The sequence below is a fragment of the Lunatimonas lonarensis genome (genome assembly GCF_000390185.1).
Taxonomy (GTDB): domain Bacteria; phylum Bacteroidota; class Bacteroidia; order Cytophagales; family Cyclobacteriaceae; genus Lunatimonas; species Lunatimonas lonarensis.
In genome coordinates, this window is record NZ_AQHR01000114.1 from 68360 (window position 1) to 93627 (window position 25268).

Sequence of the window (25268 nt, forward strand, 5' to 3'; positions counted from 1 at the left end):
CGACCAAAAGGGGCCGTCTTCCAGCCGAACCGTTCCGAAAAATGCCCTTATGAAGATAAAGAAACTATTGGTAGCAAACAGAGGCGAAATCAGCCTCCGCATCATTCGATCCGCCAAAGAAATGGGAATTCTTACGGTTGCTGTTTTTAGCGAGGCAGACCGAGCATCACCACACGTCAAAGCTGCGGACGAAGCAGTCTGTCTTGGCCCTGCAGCCGCTGCCGAATCGTATCTTTCCATGGAGAAAATAATAAGGGCCGCCAAGGACTTGGGGGTCGATGCCATCCACCCAGGGTATGGCTTTCTTTCTGAAAATGCGGCATTTGCCCAAAAGGTACTGGACGCAGGGATACTTTTCGTAGGCCCATCCCCCGAATCCATCGCGATTATGGGTAGTAAGCTTCAAGCAAAGACAGCGGTAGCCGCATACGGCATTCCGCTGGTCCCCGGTACGGACGAACCTATCCGAAACGTAGAGGCAGCAAAACAAATTGCCGGTAAAATCGGCTACCCTGTTTTGATAAAAGCAAGTGCCGGAGGGGGAGGAAAAGGCATGCGAATCGTAGAGAAGCCCGAAGATTTTGAAGCACAACTCGAAAGAGCAACTTCAGAGGCGGGCTCCGCTTTTGGGGATCCATCGGTCTTTATTGAAAAATACATCGATGCCCCCAAGCACATTGAAATCCAGCTGATTGGAGACCAATACGGACATATCGTTTATCTGTTCGAAAGGGAATGTTCGATCCAACGACGGCACCAAAAAGTAGTTGAAGAAGCTCCCTCAGCTATATTGACGCCCGAAGTCCGGAAAAAAATGGGCGAAGCTGCCATAGGCGTGGGTAGATCATGCAACTACGTCGGTGCCGGCACGGTGGAATTTTTGGTAGATGAGCAGCTGAATTTCTATTTTTTGGAAATGAACACACGCCTTCAGGTAGAACATCCCGTCACAGAGTGCATAACCGGCATTGACTTGGTAAAAGAACAAATACGTATTGCCGAAGGAGAGCGCTTGTCCTTCAGCCAGGATGATCTCCAAATCAATGGGCATGCCATCGAGGTGCGCGTTTACGCCGAGGATCCCGAAAACCAATTCTTACCAGATACCGGAACATTGACCACTTATTCCCCTCCCAAGGGCCCTGGAATTCGGGTAGATGACGGCTTCGAAGAGGGTATGGAAATACCCATACATTATGATCCAATGATAGCAAAGTTGACCGTACATGCATCGGACAGGGAGTCTGCCATCGAAAAAATGAAACTGGCTTTGGTTGATTTTAAGGTCTCGGGCATCAAAACAACCATTCCATTTTGCGAATATGTCCTTCGACACCCCGAGTTTATCAATGGGAAGTTTACGACCAAATTTGTGGAAAAACATTTCAAACCCTCTGTACTTTCCCCTTCATTTTCAGAGGAAGACCTACAGGTGCTGGCAGGGTTTGCTGCATTTTGGAAGGAGCAGGCAGAAGTGAAAGCAAATGCCACCCTAACTCCTGTTTCAGGAAAAATGATAGCTAGCAAGTGGAAAAGCCGTAAAGTACAATGATTGAGTCCCCTCTTTTTAACCTGAATACCAGCCACCGAATTGTATTGGCATCTAACTCGCCGAGGAGAAAGGAGCTGTTAGCCGGGTTGGGAATCGCTTTCGATGTTAAAACCTTGGATGTAGACGAACAATTTCCGGCATCCGTAGAGGCTGAAAAGGTCGCTGGTTTTCTAGCAAACAAAAAAGGCGATGCCTATAAACGGCATATTCAGCAAGGGGAAATCTATATTACAGCCGATACGGTAGTGATTGTAGATGGAACAGTGCTGAACAAACCTGAAAACAGCACGGACGCACGAGCCATGCTGCAGTCCCTCTCAGGAAAACCACACACGGTAATCACCGGCGTTGCCATTTTGGACCAAAGCAGAAGAACCCTATTGGAAGATCGAGCAACCGTTCACTTCACTGCGTTGACAGATACGGAAATCGATTATTATATTGATCACTATTCTCCGTTCGACAAAGCAGGCGCCTATGGGATCCAGGAGTGGATAGGATACATCGGTGTGGAAAAAATCGAAGGTTCCTTCTACACTGTCATGGGACTACCCGTCCATTTGGTTTATAAGACTCTAAAAAATTGGTGATCAAAATACTCAAAACGGAACCGAATTCCTCCAGAATCCGCTGACAAATTCCTGCCCTACTAGTAAAACCTTACATCACACTTGGGATTCACCTTTTTAAAATTGTCAACAGCCCGTTGATTAATACGCGTATTAAAACAGACGAGGCGTTCCAGATTGATAAGATGCGTAATTGGTTTAAGTGATTTGACATTTGTGCTTGCAATATCCAGCTCCCTCAGATCATAGAGTGTCTCAAGTCCCCTAAGGCGGCTAATGTTTGTACCAGATAAAATCAATCGCTTGAGCCTGTTGAGCCCGCCGATCGGGCGAAGATCCTCTACACCGGTATTGGATAGATCCAACTCCTCCAAAGAAACCAAATTGGAGAGTGGCAACAGGTCCCTTACCGGAACTTGCGACATCTTCAATGACTGTAGGTTCTCCATGCGGGTCACAGCAGAAATATCGTTCAATGGTGCATTAAAGATGGAAAGGGTACGAAGGTTGAAAAACACCAAGGCAGCCTCTAGGTCAAATACCTCATTGTTTTCTATGATGACCTCTGTCTTCGAGGTCATGTAGTGTAATTGCTCCGAGGTAGGAGACGCGTCCAGATCAAACTGCCCTCGGAAGATCCCCATCCATTGATCATTCAGGGAGCCCCACCAGGCCATCAATTCATCCGTTCGGTAAACGACGGTCGCGCCCGGAAGTAAAACAGCCAACGCTTCCGCTTCCCATTTGGGCACGGCAGTATCATCCAGGTCAATGTATCTCAATTTGGATAGCCCTTTCAACGGCTCCACGTTTGCGACACCAGTCCCCTTTAAAAACAAGTATTCCAATCCGTTTAGCCCGGCGATGGCCTCTACGTTTGTCACCGAAGTTTGACTGGCTCTCAATGTCGTCAGTGTTTTCATTTCAACAAGAGGCGACAAATCCTGAACCTTCGTCTGATCGAACGCAAGGAAGTAAATCTTTTTGAATTTTAAGACAGGACGCAAATTGGTCACCTCAGAACCTGAAAGGTTCAATGAATCGATACCAACAAGTTCTGACAATTCCTCAACCGAAGGATTTTGGAAATTCATGCTCGGAAAAACACTGATAAGTGCTTTATTCCATCCCTCAGGAAGGGTTTCCCACCAGGTTTGGAGATTTTCGACGTTGTGAATCAGCAAGATTCTGCGATTCCGTCGCGCAAACTCAACGGCACTTTCTTCGGATATCGTAGATCTATCGGCGTATATCCGTCGCACATTGGTCGATCCGTTCAGGGCAGCCAATGAGCTGACTTCGGTTCCATTGATATTTATTTTCCACAACTGGGGCAGTTCCGCAAGAGGGCTCAAATCGAGTATATTCGTCCCCTCTAAAACAATCTCCTCTAAGGAGCTTAATTCGGCTAAGAATCCAAAATTAATCAGAAAATTATCTTTCAGATTCAGAGATTTCAGTCGCTTGAGCTCACTGATGTTTTCAACGTTATTGAAACCGCTGGCCTCCAAATCGAGGCTTTCGAGGGCCTTAAACTGGTTAAGTACTCCAAAACCTAGCAATGATGTGTTGGCCAACCGCAAGTCGACGAGATTCCTCAGGTTCAATAAATCATCAATATCCTTTACACCCGTATTGGAAATATTCAAAAAAGTAAGACGGTCGGAATATTTTATAAACTGAATATCCTCCGTAGGTGTGTTTGAAATATCCAAATAGGATAAAAACGTCACGTTGCTGATAGGCGCAAGCTCCCTGATATTTGTTTTACTAATATCTATGTATTTCAATTCATTAAAAGCCTGTATGGGACTGAGGTCTATGATCAGCGGATTTCCCGACAGATCCAATGTATCTAAACTACTGATTCGATACAAATCATCGACCGTGATGGAATCCTGTTCCTGATACCCAAATTTTCGTCTAAGGTAATTGCCCCATTCGTAGGAGAGCGTACTCCACCACTCGGCCAATTCTTCGTCTCTACTCAACCGGGTAGTATAAATACTCGCTATTTTGAGCTCCTTGGATTTGCTGTCAAAATTGATTTCAACAAATCGGTTTTTGGTATTTTCGATTTTCTCGTTGTTGATACCTACCCCTCTCAGGGTTCTATCCATGGCTATCTCAAAAAACAAATCTCCTTTGTCGTTCAGCTTGGGCTTTACTTCCTTCACTTTAAACTGAAATTCGACGTCCTTGAAAAAAAACTCCACATCCTTAAGGTAGGCAGTGATATTTTTATTGGTGATCACCTTTCTGTCAAGAAGAAGATCATCCTCAACCTGAACCTGATCATCACGGAATATCTTTTTGTAACTTTCTCGGATTATTACATCCTTATCCCTGGCAGGAGTATCTTTACTGCCAACTGTATTTAAAAAATACTGAAGAAACCGAACCTGATCCTCCACCTCTTGGGACAGGTCTTTGATTTCTTGCTTGGTAAATCCCTTAATATCCTGTGCGTTCACTCCGGAAACACACCCTAGAATCATAAGGAACAAAAAAAACCCTATTTGCTTAGTTACTGTCATAGATGTATTTCAGTACAACTTCTTTATCCCCTTCGGAAAGTTTAACCAGGTTAGAAATCAACCAGCCAGTATTGAATCCCGGTCTGTTAAATTGGGAAAGCTCAAAATACCATTTGTCGATTTGAAAAAAATGGTATTTAACTTCCTTCACTGTCACAAATTTCAAGTTGCCGCGCTTGATCTCATAAATAAACAAGCTGAGGTAATCTGGCCTGAACTCCTTCGGCGTGTAGGATTCCGGCTTGGGGTCATCCTGCATAGCCTTTCGTAAATTCATAAAACCAAGCTCGTGACTAAGTGGATGCAGGAACTTCTTCTGGTCACCCTTCGGCTTATCAAAGGCATTTTTGAATGGTTCAAACAGAACGTTTTCAATCACCCATTCATACCCAAGCCCCTCAGGCTGCAACTTCAAAAACAATACCACATCTTGAGACCTACCTCCATACGTGAACACGGTTGATGCCTCAGCAAACCACTCTCCGCCATGAAATGTCAGGTACTGTGGGAAGTTATCAGAAGTCACATAGTTTAAGAACTCCCGCTTCAAATCTACGGGAAGATCAGATGTTTCGTTGTCAAAAAGTATGTTGATAAAAGACCGTCTTAAATCCCTGTTACGGTAATTTTCATCACCGGGATTGTAGCGTTTATCCCCCTCCTTGCTTTCTTCTCCGTTAAATCGTCTAAAGAATTGGTTAACCTGTTTGGTAGATGCTGCGAATCTACCGTCATCCTTGATTGCTCCGGGGCTGTTAAAAATCTGCCCCGGAGCACTCTGAAAGGATGAAATAAATAATAATACTAGAATTATTTTTAATCTCATGCTGATGTCTCGGTCACCCTCACGTCGCCAAGCATAACATCCCAGAATTCGATGGTTCTACCGGCGATCTGCGTCTGCTTCTTCTCAACGTAAATGGTTATGTCCTTTTTGGTTGTATCCCTGTAGTTCAATCCAGCTTCAGCAGAAGTACCCTCAAAACGCTGATAGATCGTGATCACACCGACAAATCGGCCATCAGGCTGACGCTCCAGGTCACTAATATAGTGAATATCATACCAGCTGATGTTCACACGATCATAGTTTAACGCCATTAGTCTTTCAAAATACCTGCGGACTTTGTAGTAAGCGATCTCGCTACGGTTGATAGAAGAAACTCCCATTTCCGCATCAGGGGCAAACAGCTCCTCTGCACGGTCCATTACCCTGGTAGCTTCAGAGAATTGGGTTTCTTTACTTCCGATGATACTGATATACTTGCTAAGGTCCTTTACTTTCTCTAGAGCAAGTGAGTCGATTGCCTGCTTTCTGGAAGGACTGATGTTATCATTTTGTGCCAAAGCCACCATAGAGGAAGCCATGAACAGAATTAGTAGGGACAGGATATGTTTTTTCATGATTTCGTGTATCTTTTATCTGTTTGTAGATTATCTTCTTCTTAATTCGAGTTCGGTAACTCTACCACTACCATCTAACCGGATGTCACTGATAAAGTTTAGGTTTTTCTTAGTGTCTTTTAAGTAGTTAAGGTACCTGTCAATGGTGGTAGGCTCATCGTAATCTTTGATACCGGACTCTTCGTGGATAACAATCAAAACAGGGGTATTAGGGTTTGAGAACATACCCAATGCTTCTCTGATCGTATTGTTCGCGCTATTGACGTTAGGCGCGTTCACGATGGAGTTGAAATACCCTTCCAACTTACCTGCTGCTACTTCTTCGGCAGACGGGGTAGGTGCTGCAGGCCTGGGAGCTGGGGCCGGCTCTTCAACGGGTACTGGAGCAGGGGCAGCTTCCACCACCTTTTTCTTGCTCTTACAGGCTCCTAATGCCAATAATCCTATTAGCATCATGGTTAACAACCGATTCATGGGGAAATTGTAACTTCTTCTTTTCATGTTTAGGATAATAGATAGTGTGAGAATTTTAAGTGTTCACCAAATTGGATTTTACTTTTTGGTTTGTTCAACCGCTTTTGGAATAGATGCTGGAATATTACGTAATGATTTAGGGTGGTTTAAGGGTTAGACCCAATTTTTGCGTTTAACGCATGTACCGACAGATATTTGCCTTATCGGCTAATTGAATGTCAATATGTACGCTTTCACGGTGCGAATATATAAGAATCTTTGATATTCGTAAAAACATTTTTCCAGTGGTGAAAAAATGTTTTAATCGAACAATTCAGCCAATTTGTTTTCGAGCGTCATGCCCCGCAAATCCTTTGCCAAAATGTTTCCCTCGGGATCAATCATGTAGGTAGCAGGGATTGCGTTTATCTGATAGGTGGCGGCTGCATCTGAGTTGAAATACTTGAGATCAGACACCTGAGTCCAAGCTAACCCATCTTCCTCAATAGCCCTCACCCACATCTCACGCGTTCTGTCCAAGGAGACGCCGAATACCTCAAAACCCTTATCTTTATACTGATTGTATAAGCGCACCACGTTGGGATTTTCATCCCGACACGGCTTGCACCATCCCGCCCAAAAGTCGATCAGTACGTACTTGCCCCGTAGGTCCGACAATTTCACCAGATTCCCTTCCGGATCAGGCAAGGCTATCTCCGGAGCGGGCTGTCCAATGGAAAGTGCCCTCATTTCGTCCAGCTCCTGCTTCCACGATTGGATCATCTTCATATCCGGGTAGCGGGTGTACAGAACAGAAACCAGGCTGTCCAAATAACCGAAGTCATTGCGTGGATTCAACATCCCCAAACCAGCCAGCGCGGCAAAACTTCCCTCCATCTCATTGATCACGCCTTTTAGACGTTTTGAATGGTTGGATTCGAGCTCCATGGCCTTTTCCTGAATACCTCGAATGGCCTGCTGATCCCTATCCCCCATGGCCTGGTAATACTCGTCATTCAACTGGTTGATCTCATCTTGGTATTGTATGGTCAAGTCGTCTATCTTTCGAAGCATCTTGCTATCCTTGGAACCACCTATTTCCAGTTCCTCTGATTCGAAATCATAGGAAACATGCGCATCCTCATGATAAAGTGCCAACCGAACTGTCTTTGCATCAAACAAATTAAGGTCAAAGAACGTGGGCTCGTCCAAAGCGACCTCGTATTCAAACCGTCCGCTTTTGTCCAATTTTAGGGTATCCAATACAGCAGACCCTTCTTGATTGTACTGGGATAGGACCAGTAAACCATCAGGTGCATTTTTTATAAGTCCGGTAATCTGCACACTTCCGGTAAATTCACCCTCCTTTCCCCCGCAGGCTGTTACCAATACTAAAAGAAGAGACAGGAATACTACTGAGTTGCTAACTATATATTTCATTATTTCTTTCTTAATCTAACATTTCGGATAACAACTTGGAAGCAACCTTCGGATCGGCCTTCCCTTGGCTCTTTTTCATCACTTGCCCCATAAACATGCCCATCAAACCCTTCTTCCCTGCTCGGTACTCCTCTACCTTTTGGGCATTTTCCGCGAGCACCTGGTCTACAATCGGCTTCAGGGATCCTTCGTCGCTTTGCTGTATGAGATTAAGCTCTGTCGCAATTTCAATGGGTGCCTTTTCCGGAGACTTCAACATTTCCGGGTAGATCTTTTGGGACGCAGCGGAAAAGCTCACCTTGCCATCGTCGATCATCCCGATCAATGACGCCACGGCTACCGGGCTAATTGGAAAATCCGCAATGTGAAGGGTTAATTCATTCAGATAAGATTTGATCGGCCCCATCATCCAGTTTGATGCGGCCTTGTAATTTGACGTTAATGCGCAGAGTTCCTCAAAGTAGAGGGCTATTTCTTTGCTATCCGTCAAAACACCGGCATCGTATTCAGGCAACCCGTAAGTGGTCACAAACTTCTCGTAGAGTTCCCTGGGTAATGGTGGCAGCGTCTTTTGTATAGAAGCCAGCCACTCCTCGGATATCACCACAGGACTTAGATCAGGTTCGGGAAAATACCTGTAATCGTTCAGGTCCTCTTTGGTTCTCATACCACTCGTGGTACCAGCTGCAGCATCAAAAGTTCGGGTTTCCGATACAATTTCCTCTCCTTGTTCCTCCAAAATTATTTGTCGCTCGAACTCATGCTCTATCGCCCTGGCGACATTTCTGAACGAGTTCATATTCTTTACCTCAACCTTCTTACCCAACTGAGTGGAGCCTTTCAGACGTATAGAAACGTTGGCATCGCAACGAAGCGAGCCTTCCTCCATGTTGCCGTCACAGATATCGAGGTATTTGACAAGCTTTTTGATTTCGGTCAAAAACTGATAGGCCTCCTCTGAAGAACGCATATCCGGTTCTGACACGATTTCTATCAGCGGCACACCGGCTCGATTAAAGTCTACCAACGTGTCCACCTCCCCGGCCAAGTGAATGGATTTGCCCGCATCCTCCTCCAGGTGAATCCGAGTCAGCGCTATGTTCTTCCTTTCACCACTTGACAAAATAATAGGTACCGATCCACCTACGCAGATCGGATCTTTGTCTTGGGTCACTTGGTAGCCTTTTGGAAGGTCCGGATAAAAATAATTCTTCCTGGCAAAGATATTTCTGCGGGTGATATGGCAATCACAGGCCAACCCCATTTTGACAGCAAACTCAACCGCTTTTTTGTTGACCTTTGGCAAGGTACCTGGATGACCAAGGGTAATAACGGAAATATTGGTGTTTGGAAGGTTTCCGTACATCGTAGAATCCGCGGTGTACATTTTGCTGTTTGTCAATAACTGCGCGTGGACTTCCAAGCCAATGACCAATTCATATTTTTCCTTAACCGCTGGTTCTAAGATTACTTGCTTTTTTTCTTCAATCATATTCAATTCGCTGATTCGGGTACCAAAAATGGGAGAGATTTGACCTAAAACCAAATCTTTAAAGGCATTAATTCAACCGCTTATAAGGAAAACAGGTTTCTGGCATGGCCTGCTGCCGCCGAAAGCCCTTCGGAATTCTTTCCGCCAGCGGTGGCGAAAAAGGGCTGCCCTCCACCTCCGCCCTGAATGTGTTGTGCCAATTCCCTAACGATCTTCACCGCATCAAGTTGTCTTTCGGAGACCAGTTCGTCAGAAATCACCACGGCGAGCTGGGGTTTATCCCCTACGGACGCGGCAAAAATTCCCACGAATCGCTCCCTCTCATTTTTCAGTTCATAGGCCAGCTTCTTAAGCGCATCGGAATGGGGCAACACTACCTCCGCCACCAACACTTCCATTCCATCTTTCACGCGGATTTCCTCGATTAGCTTGGCTTTGATATGCCCGGCCTCTTTCAGTTGTAGGGCATCCAACTCCTTACGAAGCTCTGCCTTTTCTTTCAGCAGCGTGGCAACACTCTTTTCCAGGTCACGTGGCGATTTCAACATCTCCTGGACACCCCGTAACGTTTTCAGCTGCTCCCGCACAAATAATTCCGCCTGGCCTCCGGTTACAGCCTCAAGCCGCCTTACCCCGGCGGAGATGGATCCCTCTGAAATGATCTTGAAGAATCCAACACACCCCGTAGCGGGTACGTGTGTACCCCCGCAAAGCTCCACGGAATAGTCACTACCAAACGTAATCACCCGAACATAATCACCGTACTTCTCACCAAAAAGTGCCGTTGCGCCCATGGCCTTGGCTTTGTCAATCGGGACGTTTCTCATTTCCTGCAACGCAATATTATCTCTGATCTTATTGTTCACAATTGTTTCCACCTGTTCGATTTCCTCCTCACTCATCTTTGCAAAATGAGAAAAATCAAACCGTAGGAGCTCCTCATTCACGAGAGAACCCCGCTGCTGCACATGATCTCCTAATACTTGCCGCAGCGCTGCCTGCAACAAGTGGGTTGCAGAATGGTTTTTCATAATGAGCTCCCTGCGGTCCCTGTTTACCTCGCTGATAAACTCCAACGTAGGATCAACAGGTATTTTATCCACAAGGTGTACAATCAGTTCGTTTTCCTTGCGGGTATCCATCACCCGCAACGTTTCGGCCGCACTTCTGATGACCCCTTTATCACCAACCTGCCCCCCACTCTCTGCATAAAACGGAGTTCGGTCCAGTACTACCTGAAACTTCTTCCCTTTTTTCTCAACAATCTCCCGATACTTTATGATTCGGCTGGAGGTAAAAAGCTCGTCGTAACCAATGAACTCCGTACCTTCCTCGTCGCCTACCAAAACCCAGTCCCCCGTTTCTTGTTCGGCTGCCGCACGGGAACGATCCTTTTGCTCCGCCATTGCTTTGGCAAAGGCGACCTCATCCACCGAGTATCCCTGTTCCCTGGCAATCAGGGATGTCAAATCCAACGGAAATCCATAGGTATCATACAGCTCAAACGCCTGCTGTCCGGAAATTACACGTAGGCCCGCCTCGTCAAGCTCTGACTTTATTTGATCCAAAATACGAAGGCCCTTATCGAGGGTACGCAAAAAGGACTGCTCCTCTTCCAAGATAACCTTTGAGACAAAATCCAACTGCTCCGCCACCTCTGGGAAAACGGCACCAAAATTTGCCGCCAGCGTTGGCATAAGTTTGTACAAAAACGCTTCGCGGAACCCCAAAAAGGTATAGCCATAACGGACTGCCCTGCGAAGTATCCGGCGGATAACATAACCAGCTTTATTATTGGACGGCAATTGTCCGTCTGCAATGGTGAATGCAATGGCACGGATGTGATCTACTATTACCCTAAAGGCGATATCTATTTGCTCCTCCTGGCCGTATTTTTTACCCGACAACTGTTCAACCTCCGAAATAAACGGTGTAAAAAGATCGGTGTCGTAGTTCGATTGTTTCCATTGGATGGCACGCACCAGACGCTCCAGTCCCATCCCGGTATCAACATGCTTTGCAGGCAGCTCTTTCAGTGCACCGTCCTGGGTCCGGTTAAACTGGATAAAAACCAAATTCCAAATTTCAATAACCTGGGGATGATCTTGGTTTACCAGATCACGGCCGTCTGTGACAGCCCGCTCCTCCTCTGATCTAAGATCAATGTGTATCTCCGAACAGGGGCCGCAGGGACCTGTTTCCCCCATTTCCCAGAAGTTGTCTTTCTTTGACCCAAAAAGCACCCGGTCATTGCTGACCCAATTTAGCCAGAGATGCATGGCTTCTTCATCCCGCGCAAGTCCGTCTCCAGCATCGCCACCAAACACGGTGACATACAGGCGATCGACGGGCAGTTTGTACACCTCGGTAAGCAATTCCCAGGCCCATTCGATAGCCTCCTTCTTAAAATAGTCCCCAAAAGACCAATTCCCCAACATCTCAAACATGGTATGATGGTAGGTGTCTACCCCTACCTCCTCCAAGTCATTGTGCTTACCTGAAACTCTTAGGCACTTTTGGCTGTTAGCTACCCTCGGAAACACTGGTTGCTCATTTCCCAGGAAAAGATCTTTGAACTGATTCATCCCCGCGTTTGTAAACATCAGGGTTGGATCATTTTTAACAACGATAGGCGCAGAACGAACAAATTGGTGGTCTTTGGATTCAAAAAAATCAATAAATGTTTTCCTTATTTGCTTTGCGTCCATGATTTGATAGCTTATTTGACTATATTGGAAATTGTGTCGGTAAATTCTATATATTTGCCGTTCGTAGGTTGCACGAAGACAGGCATATCTCTCCCAGAGATTCCGGTTGCTGAAAAGGAACACAAAATTAGGAGTTTTAACATTCAATTCACTACATGAGTAGAATAAAATATTATTACGATCCCAAGACCTGTAAGTACGAAAGATATGTGCGGAGTAAGTGGGATATCACCCTCAATGCGCTTGGTTTTTTATCCTTATCCTCGCTTTTGGCAGTTGGAATCTTAATCGTCTTCAGCCATTATTTCGACAGCCCCAAAGAATTGCTGTTGAAAAGAGAAAACAAAGAGCTCAAACTTTATTATGAGCTTATGGATCAGGAGGTTACCCGCCTTACAACGATGATGGGAGATCTACAGGAACGGGATGATAACCTGTACCGGGTGATCTTCGAATCAGAACCTATACCAAACACCGTACGAAGAGCAGGGTATGGAGGTACAGACCGGTTTAGGGAAGTTAAGGACAAAGGGCTTAACCAGGAAAAGATGATCATCTCCGTGATGGAAAAGCTGGAAAGCCTGAAAAAGCAAATGTTCGTGCAGTCCAAATCCTACGATGAGCTTTCGGCAACGGCTCTAAACAAGGAAGAATACTGGGCTTCTATCCCCGCCATCCAACCCATCCATAACGAAGAACTCAACCGATTGGCTTCCGGGTATGGCATGCGGATACACCCGATATTAAAAGTACGAAAAATGCACACGGGCGTAGACTTCTCAGCTCCCAAAGGTACTCCTATCTACGTTACAGGTGATGGCGTGGTGAAAACCGTGCGTACCGAGTTTGGTGGATATGGAAAGCATATTGAAGTGGACCACGGATTTGGTTTCGTGACCCGATATGCCCACATGAACGATTTTGGTGTCCGAGTGGGCCAACGCGTAAAAAGGGGGGATCAGATCGGTACGGTGGGAAATACGGGCTCCTCCACCGCCCCTCACGTGCACTATGAGGTAATAAAAGACGGCAAATACATGAACCCGGTCAATTACTTCTTCAAAGATCTGGAACCCGCCGAGTTTGACAAAATTCTGGAACTTGCCTCCAGAGAAAATCAATCCCTGTCCTAGACGACAGAGTTGATCCAAAGAAATTCAATTCCGAAACCTTCCATGGAACCCGGATTTTTTCCTGGTATCCATGGAAGGTTTTTTTATGCAATTTGTTTAATTTTGAGAAAAAGGGTCAGAAATTGCCATATAAGGAACGGGACATAGAAAAGAAATACTTCTCCATTGGAGAGGTGGCTGAGCACTTCAAGGTTGCTACATCGCTAATCAGGTACTGGGAAGGGGAGTTCGACATTATCCGTCCGAAAAAAGACAAAAAAGGAAACAGAAGGTTTACAACGGATGATATTGAGAAAATCCGTCTGATATACCACTTGGTAAAAGAAAAAGGATATACGCTGCAGGGAGCGCAGGAGATCATCAAAAAAGACCTCCACCACATCCCCGACAAGGCCGCTATGATCAACCGATTGAATCAAATAAAACACTTTTTAATAGAAATCAGGGACAGTCTAAATGGAAAAACCGATAGGTGAAGATCTCTTATATGCGGTAGCACTCAGCCTTGTTCCCCAGCTTGGCCCGGGAATCTATAAAAACATCATTAGTTACAGTGGTTCCGCAAAACGATTTTTCGAACTACCCCGAGGCAAGGCCTCTAGAATACCGGGGATAGGGCCCAAACTGCTAGTACAACTCCAGGCGAAGGACACTTTTTTAAGGCAAGCAGAGGTTTTATTGGAGGAAGCGGAAAAAGAAGCCGTTTCCGTAGTAACCTACTTGGATCCCGCGTTTCCCCAGCGCTTGAAAGCCTTTCCGGACGCTCCTATTTTATTGTTTACACGAGGCAATGTAAACCTAAATCCGGGCAGAACGGTGGGGCTGGTCGGAACCCGAAACGCCACCGCCTATGGCAGGGCCATGACGTCCAAAATTGTGGAAGACCTCGCCCCCTATCAGCCCACCATAGTAAGTGGGCTGGCCTACGGCATCGACATTGAGGCTCACCGGGCAGCTTTACAACATGGGCTTCCAACTATAGGGGTATTGGGAACCCCCATCAACAAAATATACCCCGCCCATCATGGACAGACCGCCAAATCTATGATGGAAACCGGCGGGCTCGTGTCTGAATACCGAATTGGTTCACCCCTGAATGCCAGTAACTTCCCCCAAAGAAACCGGATCATTGCCGGTCTTTCCGATGCCGTCGTGATTGTCGAAGCCGCAAAAAAAGGAGGTGCCCTTATTACGGCGGAAATCGCTTACAGCTATAACAAGGAAATCTTTGCCGTGCCGGGAAACCTGCAGGCTACGTATAGCGAGGGATGCAATAACCTTATCCGCACCATGAAAGCCGCCATCTACATGGGGCCGCAGGATATTGCAGGAGCTTTTTCTTGGACAACGAATGCAGAGGATCTCCAGCCCCCAATCGTGCACCTCAACTGGGACGACTTTGAGCCCATGGAACGTGCCATTCTCCAGATTCTTACCGAGGAAAAAGAAGTGGACATTGACCAACTTAGCTGGAAAAGCCAAATACCTATTCCACTGCTGGCTTCCAAACTCCTGAACCTTGAATTTCAGGGTTTGTTAAAATCCCTTCCGGGAAAAAAATACCAACGAACCACTCCAAGAAACCGTTGACGGGCAATGGTTACCGTCCATTTGGGTTTAATCAAAACACCTCCTTGGCGATTCGATAGGTAGCGTCGGCCTTGCTCATCGTATAGTAGTGCAGGGAGGGCACCCCTGCCTTTACTAGTTCTTTGCTCTGCTGGATCGCCCACGCAATGCCAACCTCCTTTACATCCGCATTGGACTTGCACCTCTCAAGCTCCTCCATGAGGCCGTCCGGCAGGTCCAGAAAGAATGTTCTGGGCAGATTGACTATTTGGGAAAGTGATGTGATTGGCTTTAAACCGGGAATGATCGGCACGTCAATCCCGGCCGCCCGCACTTTCTCCACATACTCAAAGTATTTTTGATTGTCAAAAAACATCTGCGTAACGATGTATTCGGCACCCGCGTCAATTTTTTGCTTCAGGTACTTCAGGTCATACTTTAAGCTCGGCGCTTCAAAGTGCTTTTCAGGGTACCCGGCCACCCCAATACAAAAGTCTGTGTGAAAACCACTTTCCGTCTCGTCATGAAGGTAGACCCCTTTATTCATATCCGAAATCTGCTTCACCAGCTCCCATGCAAAACTATGGCCGTCCCGCTCTGCGACAAACCTTCCTACCGACTTGTCCGCATCCCCCCTAAGAGCCAGCACATTCTGGACACCGATAAACTCTAGGTCAATCAGGGCATTTTCTGTTTCTTCCTTCGTAAAACCGCCACAAAGAAGATGAGGAACCGGCTCCACCTGAAAGCGGCTCATTAAGGCCGCACAAATCCCCACAGTGCCGGGTCTTTTTTTGGTACTCACTTTCTGTAAAAGTCCTCCGGGATGTTGCTTGTAGATGAACTCCTCCCTGTGATAGGTCACATCAACAAACGGAGGCTTAAACTCCATCAGCGGTTCGATGCCTGCCAACATATCGTGCAGACTCTGACCCTTTAACGGAGGAAGAATCTCAAAGGAAAACAGGGTTTTTGAGGCTTGGGAAATATGTTCGGTTATTTTCATGCGTCAATAAGCGTTTTTTTGAATTTGATGTTGGTGCGACAGACTTTGAGATACCCTTCTATGCGGGATTGAACACCCCGGGCATATAGCCTAAATTTGGAGACAACCACCGCTCCGCCTGCTCTTTGGAGATGCCCTTTCTTTCGGCATAATCAATCACCTGGTCCTCGCCTATTTTTCCTAATCCGAAATAGGCACTCTCTGGGTGGGCAAAATAGAATCCACTGACAGAGGACGCGGGATACATGGCAAAACTGTCCGTCAACGTCATCCCTATACGCTCCGCCTGTAGGAGATCAAACAGCGTTCGCTTTTCAGAATGCTCCGGACAGGCTGGATAGCCCGGAGCGGGACGAATCCCAAGATAGGACTCCTGGATCAATTCGTCGTTGCTTAGCATTTCGCCGGGCGCATAGCCCCAGTAAACTGACCTGACCAAAAAATGTACATACTCCGCGCAGGCTTCCGCCAGCCGGTCTGCCAAGGCCTTTAGCATAATATCATTGTAGTCATCCCCGTCATCTGCAAACTCCTTCAGTTTGGTCTCTATCCCCAAACCCGCGGTTACGGCAAAACACCCCAAATAATCCGGCTGGCTGGGATGGATGTAATCTACCAAGCTACGGTTCGGCACACCCTTCCCCTTTTTGCCCTGCTGACGGAGAAAACAGAATTTCCTCTCCACTTCCCCCGCAAACTCCTTCGCTATGTACACATCCTCTCCCTCCCTTTCTACCGGAAAAAGCCCAATAACCGCATTGGCGGAAACCCACTTTTCGGCAATCAACTGATCCAACATGGCGTTGGCCTCTTCGTACAAGCGGCGTGCCTCCGCACCCACTACGGGGTTATCCAATATCTTTGGGAACTTGCCGGAAAGCATCCAGGTGCTGAAAAACGGCGTCCAGTCTATGTAGTTCCTCAAAACTTGAAGATCAATGTCCTTTAGGGTAGTCACCCCAAGCTTTTTGGGTTTCGCAGGCGTATAATTCTCCCATTCTATTCGGGTAGCATTCGCCTTGGCTTCATCAAATGTCGCCAGTTGCTTCGCCTGTTGTTTGGACTCGTGCTCTTCCCTTAACCGCTGGTACGTTTCCTTCATCTGTGCCCGGAAGGCATCCTTTGTTGCTTCATGGATAGATTCCCCTGCGACGGGAACCGACTTGGATGCGTCTGCCACGTGTACGACGGCACCGGAATAGACCGGATCAATCTTAACGGCGGTATGTATGCGGGAGGTGGTAGCCCCGCCAATAAGCAGGGGAATAGTCATACCCCTACGCTCCATCTCTGCGGCCACATTGACCATTTCATCCAGAGAGGGCGTGATAAGACCACTCAGGCCCACAATGTCCACCCGTTGGGCAATGGCCTCATCCAAAATCCGCTCAGCCTCCACCATTACCCCCAAATCAATGATCTGATAACTGTTACAGGCCAATACCACACCTACGATATTTTTGCCGATGTCATGGACATCTCCTTTTACGGTCGCCAACAGGATTTTCTTGATCGAAGAGGAGCCGTTTTCAACATAACCCTCATCTCCCGCTTTGGGCATAAAGGGCTCCAAATAGGCTACGGCCTTTTTCATTACCCGCGCGCTCTTTACCACTTGGGGCAGAAACATTTTACCCTCCCCAAATAGATCCCCAACCACGTTCATCCCATCCATGAGGGGGCCTTCTATCACTTTAAGGGGATCACCCAACTGCTGCCGGGCTTCCTCGGTATCCTCTACGACGTAGTCGATGATTCCTTTCACCAAGGCGTGCTCTATTCTTTTTTCAACGGGATCGTGCCTCCATGAGTCGTCCATTTTTGCCTTCTTACCACTCGCCTTGACCGTTTCGGCAAACTCAAGCAACCGCTCGGTGGCATCCTCACGCTTATTCCAGATGACGTCTTCCACATGCTCCAGCAGGTCTTTGGGTATGTCGTCATACACCTCTAGCATGGTCGGGTTTACGATACCCATATCCATGCCGTGCCGGATGGCGTGGTACAGAAACACCGCGTGCATCGCTTCACGAACCGGGTTATTCCCGCGAAAGGAGAAACTCACGTTACTTACCCCACCACTAACTTTCGCGCCGGGTAGGTTTTGCTTGATCCATTTGGTCGCACGGAAAAAATCAATCGCGTTCGTCCTATGCTCGTCCATGCCCGTTGCTACCGGGAAAATATTGGGGTCAAAAATTATGTCCTGTGGATTAAAGCCGATGCGTTTGGTCAGCAGGTCGTAACTTCGCCTGCATATTTCTATACGCCGCTCGTAGGTATCTGCCTGTCCGGCCTCGTCAAAGGCCATGACCACCACCGCTGCACCAAATTTCTTAACGATCTTGCCCTGCTCCAAAAATTCGCTTTCCCCGTTTTTTAAACTAATGGAGTTAACTATCCCTTTACCCTGCAGGCACTTTAGGCCGGCCACAATAATGGAAAACTTGGAACTGTCCACCATGATGGGGATCCGGCTGATTTCAGGTTCCGAAGCAATCAGGTTCAGGTACTTTACCATGGCGGCCTCTCCATCCAGCATCGCCTCATCCATGCACACATCCAAAATCTGCGCACCGCCCCGCACCTGATCCAAGGCTACCTCTAGGGCCTGATCATAGTCCCCGTCCAAAATCAACCGGGCGAATCTCTTGGAACCGGTTATATTGGTACGTTCTCCAATATTTACAAAGTTAAGTTCCGGTGTAAAGACCAGCGGCTCCAGTCCGGACAGCTTAAGGAAATTGGTATTTATTGGTTTTGCCTTCATCATTCCTATTCTTCAGTCTCCTGCAAAACCACCTTTCTGGGAGCGTAACTTCCCGCTGTTTCGGCAATCAGTTTGATATGATCGGGCGTAGTGCCACAACACCCGCCAAGAATATTAACCCAGTTTTGATCGAGGAATTCCTCTATCTGCTCTTTCATTTCCTGGGGTCCCTGATCATAGGCACCAAATTCATTGGGAAGACCCGCGTTGGGATAAACACTCACCAGAAAGGGCGCCTCCTCGGCCAATACCCGAAGGTACGGACGTAATTCCTTGGCACCAAGTGCACAATTCAAGCCCACACTGAACAACGGCACATGGGAAATCGAAATGAGAAAAGCCTCGGTAGTCTGCCCGGATAAGGTTCGACCGGAAGCATCGGTGATGGTTCCGGACACCATGATGGGAATCCCTCCCTCCGACGGTGCCAGGGGTATTCCCCTTTGTTCAAATACTTCCTGAATGCCAAAAAGGGCCGCCTTTGCATTCAAGGTGTCAAAAACGGTTTCGATCAATAAAATATCCACCCCCCCATCCAAGAGGCCATTTACCTGCTCCGCGTATGCTTCCACCAATTGGTCAAAGGTAATGGCCCGGTATCCGGGATCATTCACATCCGGGGAGAGGCTTGCCGTTCGATTGGTGGGCCCTATCGCTCCTGCTACAAACCGCGGCTGATCCGGCGTCAAGGCAGAATAATGAGCAGCGGCTTCCACAGCTACCTTGGCGGCTTCTACATTGAGTGAATAGGCCAAGTGTTCTAGTCCATAATCTGCCTGCGCAATGGATGTGCTGCTAAAGGTGTTGGTTTCTATGATGTCGGAACCAACCGCCAAATAGGCCTCGTGTATCTCCTTAATGATATCGGGCCGGGTAATGGACAGCAAATCATTGTTCCCCTTGAGGGGTTTGGACACATCAGCCAGGGAGGCATTTCTGAAATCCGCTTCGGTAAGGGAGTATCGCTGAATCATGGTACCCATGGCACCGTCCAGAATAAGAATTTTACGCTCAGCTTGCTGTAACAGCAGATCGGTTCTTTGCATGAAATTGGCGTTTGTTTATCTAAGCTTCACCAAGAAAGAACCGATGGAAAAATGACATGGATATCATTTCCGGCTCATCTCTTTCCGGCATCTCCGGAACGGGAATTAGCACCTTGTTTTGCTCAGGTTGCTAAGACATCTTCGGGCCCTACCCTCCGTCTTTCTTGATAAGCGATTTCAAAAGTAACAGGAATTTTGCGAAAAAATTTCAGGTTTGGACAAAAAAAATCAGAAAACAGGAGATTGTATCGAAGTAACAGAATAGGAGCCCCCAAAACTCCATTGCCGATCCTACCACTTAGCCAACCAAATGCAAACAAAATGAATCTGCCTAAAATGCATGGCGGAGCAGATTCCGGTAGTCGAGAAGTAAGATAAGCTTAATTTCCATCCCAGATCAACTCTACCCACTCGGGATGGTCGACAAATGGGTTTCGGTTTCCTTGGTAGTCGCGGTAAATCCGATCGTTTCGCTCACGCTCCATCTCGTCTACGGGATCCAGCCCGTGCCACTCCAGCAAGGTCGACAATTTGCCCAAAATAGGGGATTTGTTTTGGCGCGGCACGATGCTATCTACCAACTCCAGGTCATAATCAGGGCCTTCGTACCGTACCGCCATATAAAACAACATGCGGGCTACGTCCCCCTTCACATCATCGGGGGGCTCCCAAGTCCAACTTCCCGCGCCAATCTTACTCAGGGTCTCCACTTCCCCCCGGTTGTCGAAAAAAACGCGGTCGGCCCAGTGAAATGAGCGGGTATTTCTGGCAGAATTGACAGACCTATCCGTGGGTCTAATGTGATGCAGATCGGTGTAGGCAGTGTCCGTGGGGTTGGGGAAACCGTGGGATTTGGGCCATACATGCTCGCGATTCCAGGCATCGATGAGTGTATACCCAGCATCCTCGTAGCGAAACCGGGTACCTCTGTCACGAAAGGCCGCTGCCTGCGATCTTCTCGTATAAAGCAACAGCACATTGCCCTCATTTGAAGGACATCGGTCTAGTTCCGGCAGGATGTTCCAGAGCTCTTGGTAACTGAAGGTACGATGGTTTCTGATCGTAAGGTGAAGCACTCGCTTCAATTCCTCGCCTTTCAGGTTTTCCACAGGCGGGTAGAAGCCTTTTGGGGTGACGAAGCCCTTTTCCTCTTTTTGTACCCCGATCGACTTCCCGGGTTCAATCTTGGTCCCTGCACAATACAGCAAAAACGCAGACGCCAAAACCAGGGCGATAAACAGGAAAAACCTTTTGTTCATGTATTGCTCACTATCTGTTCAAGGGTCATAAACTGTTCCGGTCGGAGCCGCTTGTACCTACCTATGATGGGTTCATTGGCATCACATCTTCCCAAACCGCCCATAAAACGGGTGATTTGCCAACCAGCGACATACGCTGTTTCAACGAACGTAGCCGAATTACGGTTTGGGGCTTGGGGTGATTTTTTCGACAGAATACCGTTCCAAAATTTCACCTATTCTTTTTTGCCAAAACTTAGAACCCTTCATTTTTCAATCACCTGTATATTAACGACCTAACAATCGGTTTTCACAACTTGGCCCAAGTATTTAATTGGCAGGCGGAAGAAACTTATTCCCTCCAAGCTCTACTATACAGCATTTACTTTGTTAAAAATTGCAGAATGGATGATTTTTTTGTTTTTTTAGCTGCAAATCAACCCAATTATCAACCTAGGTGCAGGCCCTTTCAATAGTAGAACACCGGCTAATCAAGCATATGCTGATTTGGATACTATTTTTTCTTCCAGTCAGCACGATGCAAGCTTTCACGCTGGCAGCGATGGAAGCGAAATGCGACAGTATCAACTACTGGTTTGAAGAAACTGAGCGACTGTGGGCTGCCCGTGAATTTGAGTCATGCAAACAGGCCGCAAAAAATTACTTTCAATGTGCCAACCAAGATACAAAGCCGGAAAAGGCGGCACTTATAGCACGAAGAGCTTCGCGTTCTGCCCTGAATTTAGGGCGATTCGAAGAAGCCCTTCGAAACGCCTTGCTTGGTCTTCAATGGGCTGAAAAGAGCAAAGACCCCAACTTACTTGCGTTTCAATATGCAGATATTGCCGTTATTTATCATGATTTTGAGGAATTTGAAAATGGCACTCGTTACGGGAAAGAGGGATTATTCAAAGCCCAGGCCTCAGACGCAGACACCAGGCATCAAGCATATATCCTCAACAGCATTGCCATCAACTTTGATGACTGGGGGAAACCGGATTCCGCCTTACATTACCATTACAAGGTTTTGAAACTAAACCCACTACCCGATTCACTTGATATCCAATTTACTTTCAACAATATCGGAAACACGCTATTGAAGACCCATCGATTGAAAGAGGCTGAACCATTCCTCTGGACATCTATTCGTCTAGCCAAAAAGCAGGACAATTATTACAATCAAAGCTCATCATTCACCAATTTAGGACAAGTCTACCAACAACTCGGAAAACATGAGGATGCCTCTCGCTTTTTTGACAGTGCTCTGGTATATGCCAAACTTGCCAATTCCATTGAAAAGCTCCGGGACACCTACCTGGACCGATCCAACTTCCACAAAGCTCTTGGCCAATACGAATTGGCTTTGGAAAATCAGGGGATGTACCAACAACTACGTGACTCAATCTATCAAATAGACCGTTTGAGGATGTTTTCGGAACTGGAAGCCCAATACCAGGGAAAAATCAAGGACCAGCAAATCATGGAACAAGAACAGGAAATAATCATCCAAAAAGCCAATTTCAACAAAATTGTTTTGATCAGCAGCATCCTTTTACTTACGATTATTTTCCTTACCATCATCCACTTTTTGAATCAAAACAGATTTAAAAAGCAACAATTACTCCTACAGAAAGAAAAAGAAATCGAAATAAAAGAGGCTTATATCCATGCTGCGTTGGAGTCCCAAGAAAGCGAACGAAAACGCTTCGCACAGGATTTACACGATGGGTTTGGCCAGTTGATTTCCGCTTTGCGCTTGAATATATCGAGGCTTCAGCACAGTTCCGGCCAACTGGAATCGCGTATGGAGGTTGTTGAGAAAAGCGAAGGTATCCTCGCAGAGATGCATAAAGAAATCCGAAACATTGCCTTCAATTTGATGCCTGCCACCTTGATCCAATTTGGATTGAAAGAAGGCATACGGGAATTTGCCCAGCGACTGAACCAATCCGGAAAAATCAGCATAGAAGTAAGCGTGTTTGGTATGGAGGAACGATTTGGAGAGCTTCAGGAAATATCGCTCTACAGAGTCGTCCAAGAATGGGTCAATAATACCATCAAATATGCCTCTCCCCAAAAGATATCCATACAGCTGACCCGCCATGAGGATGAACTGTCCCTGATTATTGAAGATGACGGGAAAGGATTTGATCCAAGCATCCTTGAAAATGCTTCCGGCAATGGTTGGAGAAATATCCAATCTCGTCTTCAACGAATAAATGCACGCTGGGAGGTAGACTCAACGATAGGTAGAAGAGGCACTACTTTTATTGTAGACATCCCGATCAAAGAGTTTGAAACTGAAGCAGGACATCGCTTTTTATCGACTACCGGCAGGCCATAAATACCCACCAGTACGGATTTACAGGCATCATCCAATCAATTAACTTGCCTGTATGGAAAAAAAAGCCGCACTATTCGACATCTTTAAACAAGCTAAAAAAAAACAAGCCATGAATGTATTTTTGGTAGACGATCATGCCATTCTTTTAGACGGAATCAAAAGCCTACTAGCCAAGGAAGATAGTATCAAAGTAATTGGCGAGGCAGATTCAGCAGAAAAAGCATTGGATTTTATCAAACATCATTCGGTAGATTTGCTGATAACAGATTTTAATCTATCCGGAATGGATGGGCTTGCCTTAGTGCGAGTAGTCAAAAAAATCAGTCCAGACACCAACATAATCGTCCTCTCCCAACACGATGAAACACACCTGGTCAAAGAAATCCTCAAAGAAGGGGTAGCGGGTTACGTTCTGAAAAACGACTCGCATAGGGAATTGCTCCAAGCGATAGAGGCTGTGAAAAAGGGCAGCATCTATCTGAGCAACGATATCAACCGCATCATCATACAAAGTTTGCGATTCCCCGATGAGGAACGTCTACTGACCGATCGTGAGCGGGAAATACTCAAACTCATTGCCCAGGAAAAGTCCAACAAAGAAATCGGAGAAACACTTTTTATTTCTGAGCGCACCGTAGAAACCCATCGCAAAAACATCTTCCGGAAAACAAAAACTTCTTCACTCGTTGGATTAATTAAGTTTGCCTATGCGAATAGTTTGATCTAACCCAAGATCCAGATAAATCGACTCTTTGAGTCATTTGCGCTAGCCTTTGATTCCTCCGCGGTCGATTTTTAGAACACAGATTTTCCGTGATTTCCAGGCCATCCATGGATGTAAAAAAGAAGCCGGGCACGGGTCCCGGCTTTGGTCCGGTAAGTCACCCTTACTTTCCCTTGGCCCCAACGACCAATGCTTTGGCAAACTCCTGAGAGTATTGGGTAAATAAATCTTTTGCCGCTGCAATGTAATCTTCCTTGGATATGGATACTATCCTGGGGTCAAAATCCACATTAGGTCTTGATTTCAAAGAAAACATTTTACTGAACAAGCTTTCGGCTTTAGCCTTGTCCGAATAAATTTTACCATTGTATTCTTTGTTAGAGACAAAGTCACTTTTTAACCTGGCAGGAGCCCCCAATGGCCCACCTTTCGGTGTGATAAAATCAAATGCATTGTACGTAATGCTCATCTTTGGCAAAACCTTCATCTCGGCCGTGGTGGTCTTCCCTTTCCTTCCAGCATCCACATCGACATCCAATTCAACCGTAGCAAAGTCAATGACAATGTTCTGTAAAATCATCCCTGCCTTTGTCTCCTCATGTACTTTCTTGATCATGCCGTAAAATGCGGGACCCCCGCCCTTCATCAGTGATTTTTCATCGAACATGAAAATGGTGTTTTGGGGATATACCTTGATGGCATTGGCCCCAATGTCATCATCACTTGCCTTTCCTTGTTTCTTTTCGGTTTTATCACTGTATTTTTCCAGAATTTTTTGATAACTATCCATTTTATTGACAGTTTCCAAATCCAGGACATTGAATCCTGCCTTCCGTATTTCATCCTCCAATATCCCATGTAGTTCATCGGCTAACTGTTGAAAATCCGCCAACTCCATCCCTGCTTCCAAAATCGTGGTTACCCGCGCAGATCCAGATTGCCTTCCACCGTACTGTTTGCCTTTGCTATGCGCCGCAAAGTTGTTTTGAAGGTTACTCAGCTTTGACTCCTGCTGCACTTGCGTGGTTTCTACATAGGTCTCAAAACCAATCTGCAATTGAGGGATGTAGAAGGACTCTTGGTTTTTCAATGACTTATTGTGCATTCCTTTAGCACCTATGCCATCAAATAAATCCTGGGCGAGCAACGGACCGGCTGTAATCATAGCCACTGCCATGGTGAGTAAGATCTTGTTCATTTTTTTGGTTTTTTCGTTGGGGAAATACTTTAAACTCCCCAAAATTGGGTAAAAGCATAACCCCAAACCATCCCCTCAATCAGGCATC

The 25268-nt window shown here is 46.5% G+C and carries 20 protein-coding genes and 1 riboswitch; of the genes, 7 read left to right on the top strand and 13 right to left on the bottom strand.

All coding sequences use genetic code 11. From position 1 onward, the window contains the following. Window positions 1-49: 49 nt before the first annotated feature. Both accC and ADIS_RS21005 read left to right on the top strand, forming a co-directional pair. Window positions 50-1552, top strand: coding sequence for an acetyl-CoA carboxylase biotin carboxylase subunit (accC, locus tag ADIS_RS21000; protein WP_035807196.1), 1503 nt, complete (start codon window positions 50-52; stop codon window positions 1550-1552). Continuing rightward, the gene (locus ADIS_RS21005; protein ID WP_010856746.1) at window positions 1549-2142 is read left to right on the top strand and encodes a Maf family nucleotide pyrophosphatase; all 594 of its coding nucleotides are present in this window, start codon (window positions 1549-1551) and stop codon (window positions 2140-2142) included. Before accC ends, ADIS_RS21005 begins: the two co-directional genes overlap by 4 nt. 59 nt (window positions 2143-2201) lie before the next feature. Here ADIS_RS21005 and ADIS_RS21010 read toward each other — a convergent pair whose 3' ends face one another. From ADIS_RS21010 to alaS, 7 genes are all read right to left on the bottom strand, one after another. Beyond that, window positions 2202-4658, bottom strand: a complete 2457-nt coding sequence (locus ADIS_RS21010) for a leucine-rich repeat domain-containing protein (protein WP_010856747.1) — start codon at window positions 4656-4658, stop codon at window positions 2202-2204. Continuing rightward, window positions 4645-5484, bottom strand: a complete 840-nt coding sequence (locus ADIS_RS23500) for a hypothetical protein (RefSeq protein ID WP_010856748.1) — start codon at window positions 5482-5484, stop codon at window positions 4645-4647. The genes ADIS_RS21010 and ADIS_RS23500 overlap by 14 nt, the downstream gene beginning before the upstream one ends. Continuing rightward, window positions 5481-6059: a hypothetical protein gene (locus tag ADIS_RS21020; protein ID WP_010856749.1), complete on the bottom strand. Its 579-nt coding sequence runs from the start codon at window positions 6057-6059 to the stop codon at window positions 5481-5483. Before ADIS_RS21020 ends, ADIS_RS23500 begins: the two co-directional genes overlap by 4 nt. A gap of 30 nt (window positions 6060-6089) precedes the next feature. Further along, window positions 6090-6560 (bottom strand): hypothetical protein, encoded by a 471-nt coding sequence (locus tag ADIS_RS21025; RefSeq protein WP_035807197.1) that lies wholly within the window; start codon window positions 6558-6560, stop codon window positions 6090-6092. Between the two features lie 273 nt (window positions 6561-6833). Beyond that, a complete protein-coding gene (locus tag ADIS_RS21030) occupies window positions 6834-7952 on the bottom strand; it encodes a TlpA disulfide reductase family protein (protein WP_035807198.1) in 1119 nt (372 codons plus the stop codon). A 10-nt stretch (window positions 7953-7962) separates the two neighbouring features. Continuing rightward, complete coding sequence (gene gatB / locus ADIS_RS21035) at window positions 7963-9444, bottom strand: Asp-tRNA(Asn)/Glu-tRNA(Gln) amidotransferase subunit GatB (RefSeq protein WP_394330322.1); 1482 nt, start codon at window positions 9442-9444, stop codon at window positions 7963-7965. 80 nt (window positions 9445-9524) lie between these two features. Then, window positions 9525-12152: an alanine--tRNA ligase gene (gene alaS / locus ADIS_RS21040; protein ID WP_010856753.1), complete on the bottom strand. Its 2628-nt coding sequence runs from the start codon at window positions 12150-12152 to the stop codon at window positions 9525-9527. Between the two features lie 155 nt (window positions 12153-12307). Here alaS and ADIS_RS21045 point away from each other — a divergent pair, with 155 nt between their 5' ends. The 3 genes from ADIS_RS21045 to dprA all read left to right on the top strand — a co-directional run bounded on the left by ADIS_RS21045 (window position 12308) and on the right by dprA (window position 14875). Continuing rightward, entirely contained in the window at window positions 12308-13285 is a 978-nt protein-coding gene (locus ADIS_RS21045; protein ID WP_010856754.1) for a M23 family metallopeptidase, read from the top strand. 122 nt (window positions 13286-13407) lie between these two features. After that, a complete protein-coding gene (locus ADIS_RS21050) occupies window positions 13408-13761 on the top strand; it encodes a MerR family transcriptional regulator (protein WP_035807200.1) in 354 nt (117 codons plus the stop codon). Then, window positions 13742-14875, top strand: coding sequence for a DNA-processing protein DprA (gene dprA / locus ADIS_RS21055; RefSeq protein WP_010856756.1), 1134 nt, complete (start codon window positions 13742-13744; stop codon window positions 14873-14875). Before ADIS_RS21050 ends, dprA begins: the two co-directional genes overlap by 20 nt. Before the next feature lie 31 nt (window positions 14876-14906). On the opposite strand, the gene metF is transcribed toward dprA, so the two are convergent. From metF to ADIS_RS21080, 5 genes are all read right to left on the bottom strand, one after another. Further along, window positions 14907-15860 carry a methylenetetrahydrofolate reductase [NAD(P)H] gene (gene metF, locus ADIS_RS21060; protein WP_010856757.1) on the bottom strand — a complete coding sequence of 318 codons (954 nt, stop codon included), beginning with the start codon at window positions 15858-15860 and terminating at the stop codon, window positions 14907-14909. Window positions 15861-15918: 58 nt separating this feature from the next. Next, window positions 15919-18630: a methionine synthase gene (gene metH, locus ADIS_RS21065; RefSeq protein ID WP_010856758.1), complete on the bottom strand. Its 2712-nt coding sequence runs from the start codon at window positions 18628-18630 to the stop codon at window positions 15919-15921. A 5-nt stretch (window positions 18631-18635) separates the two neighbouring features. Continuing rightward, window positions 18636-19676 carry a homocysteine S-methyltransferase family protein gene (locus tag ADIS_RS21070; protein ID WP_010856759.1) on the bottom strand — a complete coding sequence of 347 codons (1041 nt, stop codon included), beginning with the start codon at window positions 19674-19676 and terminating at the stop codon, window positions 18636-18638. A gap of 71 nt (window positions 19677-19747) precedes the next feature. Next, window positions 19748-19850, bottom strand: a riboswitch (SAM riboswitch). A 206-nt stretch (window positions 19851-20056) separates the two neighbouring features. After that, window positions 20057-20935, bottom strand: coding sequence for an endonuclease I family protein (locus ADIS_RS21075; RefSeq protein ID WP_010856760.1), 879 nt, complete (start codon window positions 20933-20935; stop codon window positions 20057-20059). Then, window positions 20932-21150 (bottom strand): hypothetical protein, encoded by a 219-nt coding sequence (locus ADIS_RS21080; RefSeq protein ID WP_010856761.1) that lies wholly within the window; start codon window positions 21148-21150, stop codon window positions 20932-20934. Before ADIS_RS21080 ends, ADIS_RS21075 begins: the two co-directional genes overlap by 4 nt. 302 nt (window positions 21151-21452) lie before the next feature. Between ADIS_RS21080 and ADIS_RS21085 the strand changes: the two genes are divergently transcribed. Continuing rightward, window positions 21453-23258 (top strand): tetratricopeptide repeat-containing sensor histidine kinase, encoded by a 1806-nt coding sequence (locus ADIS_RS21085; RefSeq protein WP_162141590.1) that lies wholly within the window; start codon window positions 21453-21455, stop codon window positions 23256-23258. Between the two features lie 109 nt (window positions 23259-23367). Then, window positions 23368-23985: a response regulator gene (locus tag ADIS_RS21090; RefSeq protein ID WP_238325474.1), complete on the top strand. Its 618-nt coding sequence runs from the start codon at window positions 23368-23370 to the stop codon at window positions 23983-23985. A 160-nt stretch (window positions 23986-24145) separates the two neighbouring features. Here ADIS_RS21090 and ADIS_RS21095 read toward each other — a convergent pair whose 3' ends face one another. Next, entirely contained in the window at window positions 24146-25180 is a 1035-nt protein-coding gene (locus ADIS_RS21095) for a hypothetical protein (RefSeq protein WP_035807202.1), read from the bottom strand. Window positions 25181-25268 lie beyond the last annotated feature (88 nt).

What these genes read in the sequence shown, in the direction of transcription:
- ADIS_RS21045 (WP_010856754.1), top strand. Translation starts at nt 12,308, where the DNA reads ATGAGTAGAATAAAATATTATTACGATCCCAAGACCTGTAAGTACGAA.
- ADIS_RS21085 (WP_162141590.1), top strand. Translation starts at nt 21,453, where the DNA reads ATGCAAGCTTTCACGCTGGCAGCGATGGAAGCGAAATGCGACAGTATC.
- ADIS_RS23500 (WP_010856748.1), bottom strand. Translation starts at nt 5,484, where the DNA reads ATGAGATTAAAAATAATTCTAGTATTATTATTTATTTCATCCTTTCAG.
- ADIS_RS21020 (WP_010856749.1), bottom strand. Translation starts at nt 6,059, where the DNA reads ATGAAAAAACATATCCTGTCCCTACTAATTCTGTTCATGGCTTCCTCT.
- metF (WP_010856757.1), bottom strand. Translation starts at nt 15,860, where the DNA reads ATGAAAATAACCGAACATATTTCCCAAGCCTCAAAAACCCTGTTTTCC.
- ADIS_RS21005 (WP_010856746.1), top strand. Translation starts at nt 1,549, where the DNA reads ATGATTGAGTCCCCTCTTTTTAACCTGAATACCAGCCACCGAATTGTA.
- dprA (WP_010856756.1), top strand. Translation starts at nt 13,742, where the DNA reads ATGGAAAAACCGATAGGTGAAGATCTCTTATATGCGGTAGCACTCAGC.
- accC (WP_035807196.1), top strand. Translation starts at nt 50, where the DNA reads ATGAAGATAAAGAAACTATTGGTAGCAAACAGAGGCGAAATCAGCCTC.
- ADIS_RS21090 (WP_238325474.1), top strand. Translation starts at nt 23,368, where the DNA reads ATGAATGTATTTTTGGTAGACGATCATGCCATTCTTTTAGACGGAATC.
- ADIS_RS21010 (WP_010856747.1), bottom strand. Translation starts at nt 4,658, where the DNA reads ATGACAGTAACTAAGCAAATAGGGTTTTTTTTGTTCCTTATGATTCTA.
- ADIS_RS21025 (WP_035807197.1), bottom strand. Translation starts at nt 6,560, where the DNA reads ATGAAAAGAAGAAGTTACAATTTCCCCATGAATCGGTTGTTAACCATG.
- ADIS_RS21095 (WP_035807202.1), bottom strand. Translation starts at nt 25,180, where the DNA reads ATGAACAAGATCTTACTCACCATGGCAGTGGCTATGATTACAGCCGGT.
- ADIS_RS21070 (WP_010856759.1), bottom strand. Translation starts at nt 19,676, where the DNA reads ATGCAAAGAACCGATCTGCTGTTACAGCAAGCTGAGCGTAAAATTCTT.
- metH (WP_010856758.1), bottom strand. Translation starts at nt 18,630, where the DNA reads ATGAAGGCAAAACCAATAAATACCAATTTCCTTAAGCTGTCCGGACTG.
- ADIS_RS21030 (WP_035807198.1), bottom strand. Translation starts at nt 7,952, where the DNA reads ATGAAATATATAGTTAGCAACTCAGTAGTATTCCTGTCTCTTCTTTTA.
- ADIS_RS21075 (WP_010856760.1), bottom strand. Translation starts at nt 20,935, where the DNA reads ATGAACAAAAGGTTTTTCCTGTTTATCGCCCTGGTTTTGGCGTCTGCG.
- gatB (WP_394330322.1), bottom strand. Translation starts at nt 9,444, where the DNA reads ATGATTGAAGAAAAAAAGCAAGTAATCTTAGAACCAGCGGTTAAGGAA.
- alaS (WP_010856753.1), bottom strand. Translation starts at nt 12,152, where the DNA reads ATGGACGCAAAGCAAATAAGGAAAACATTTATTGATTTTTTTGAATCC.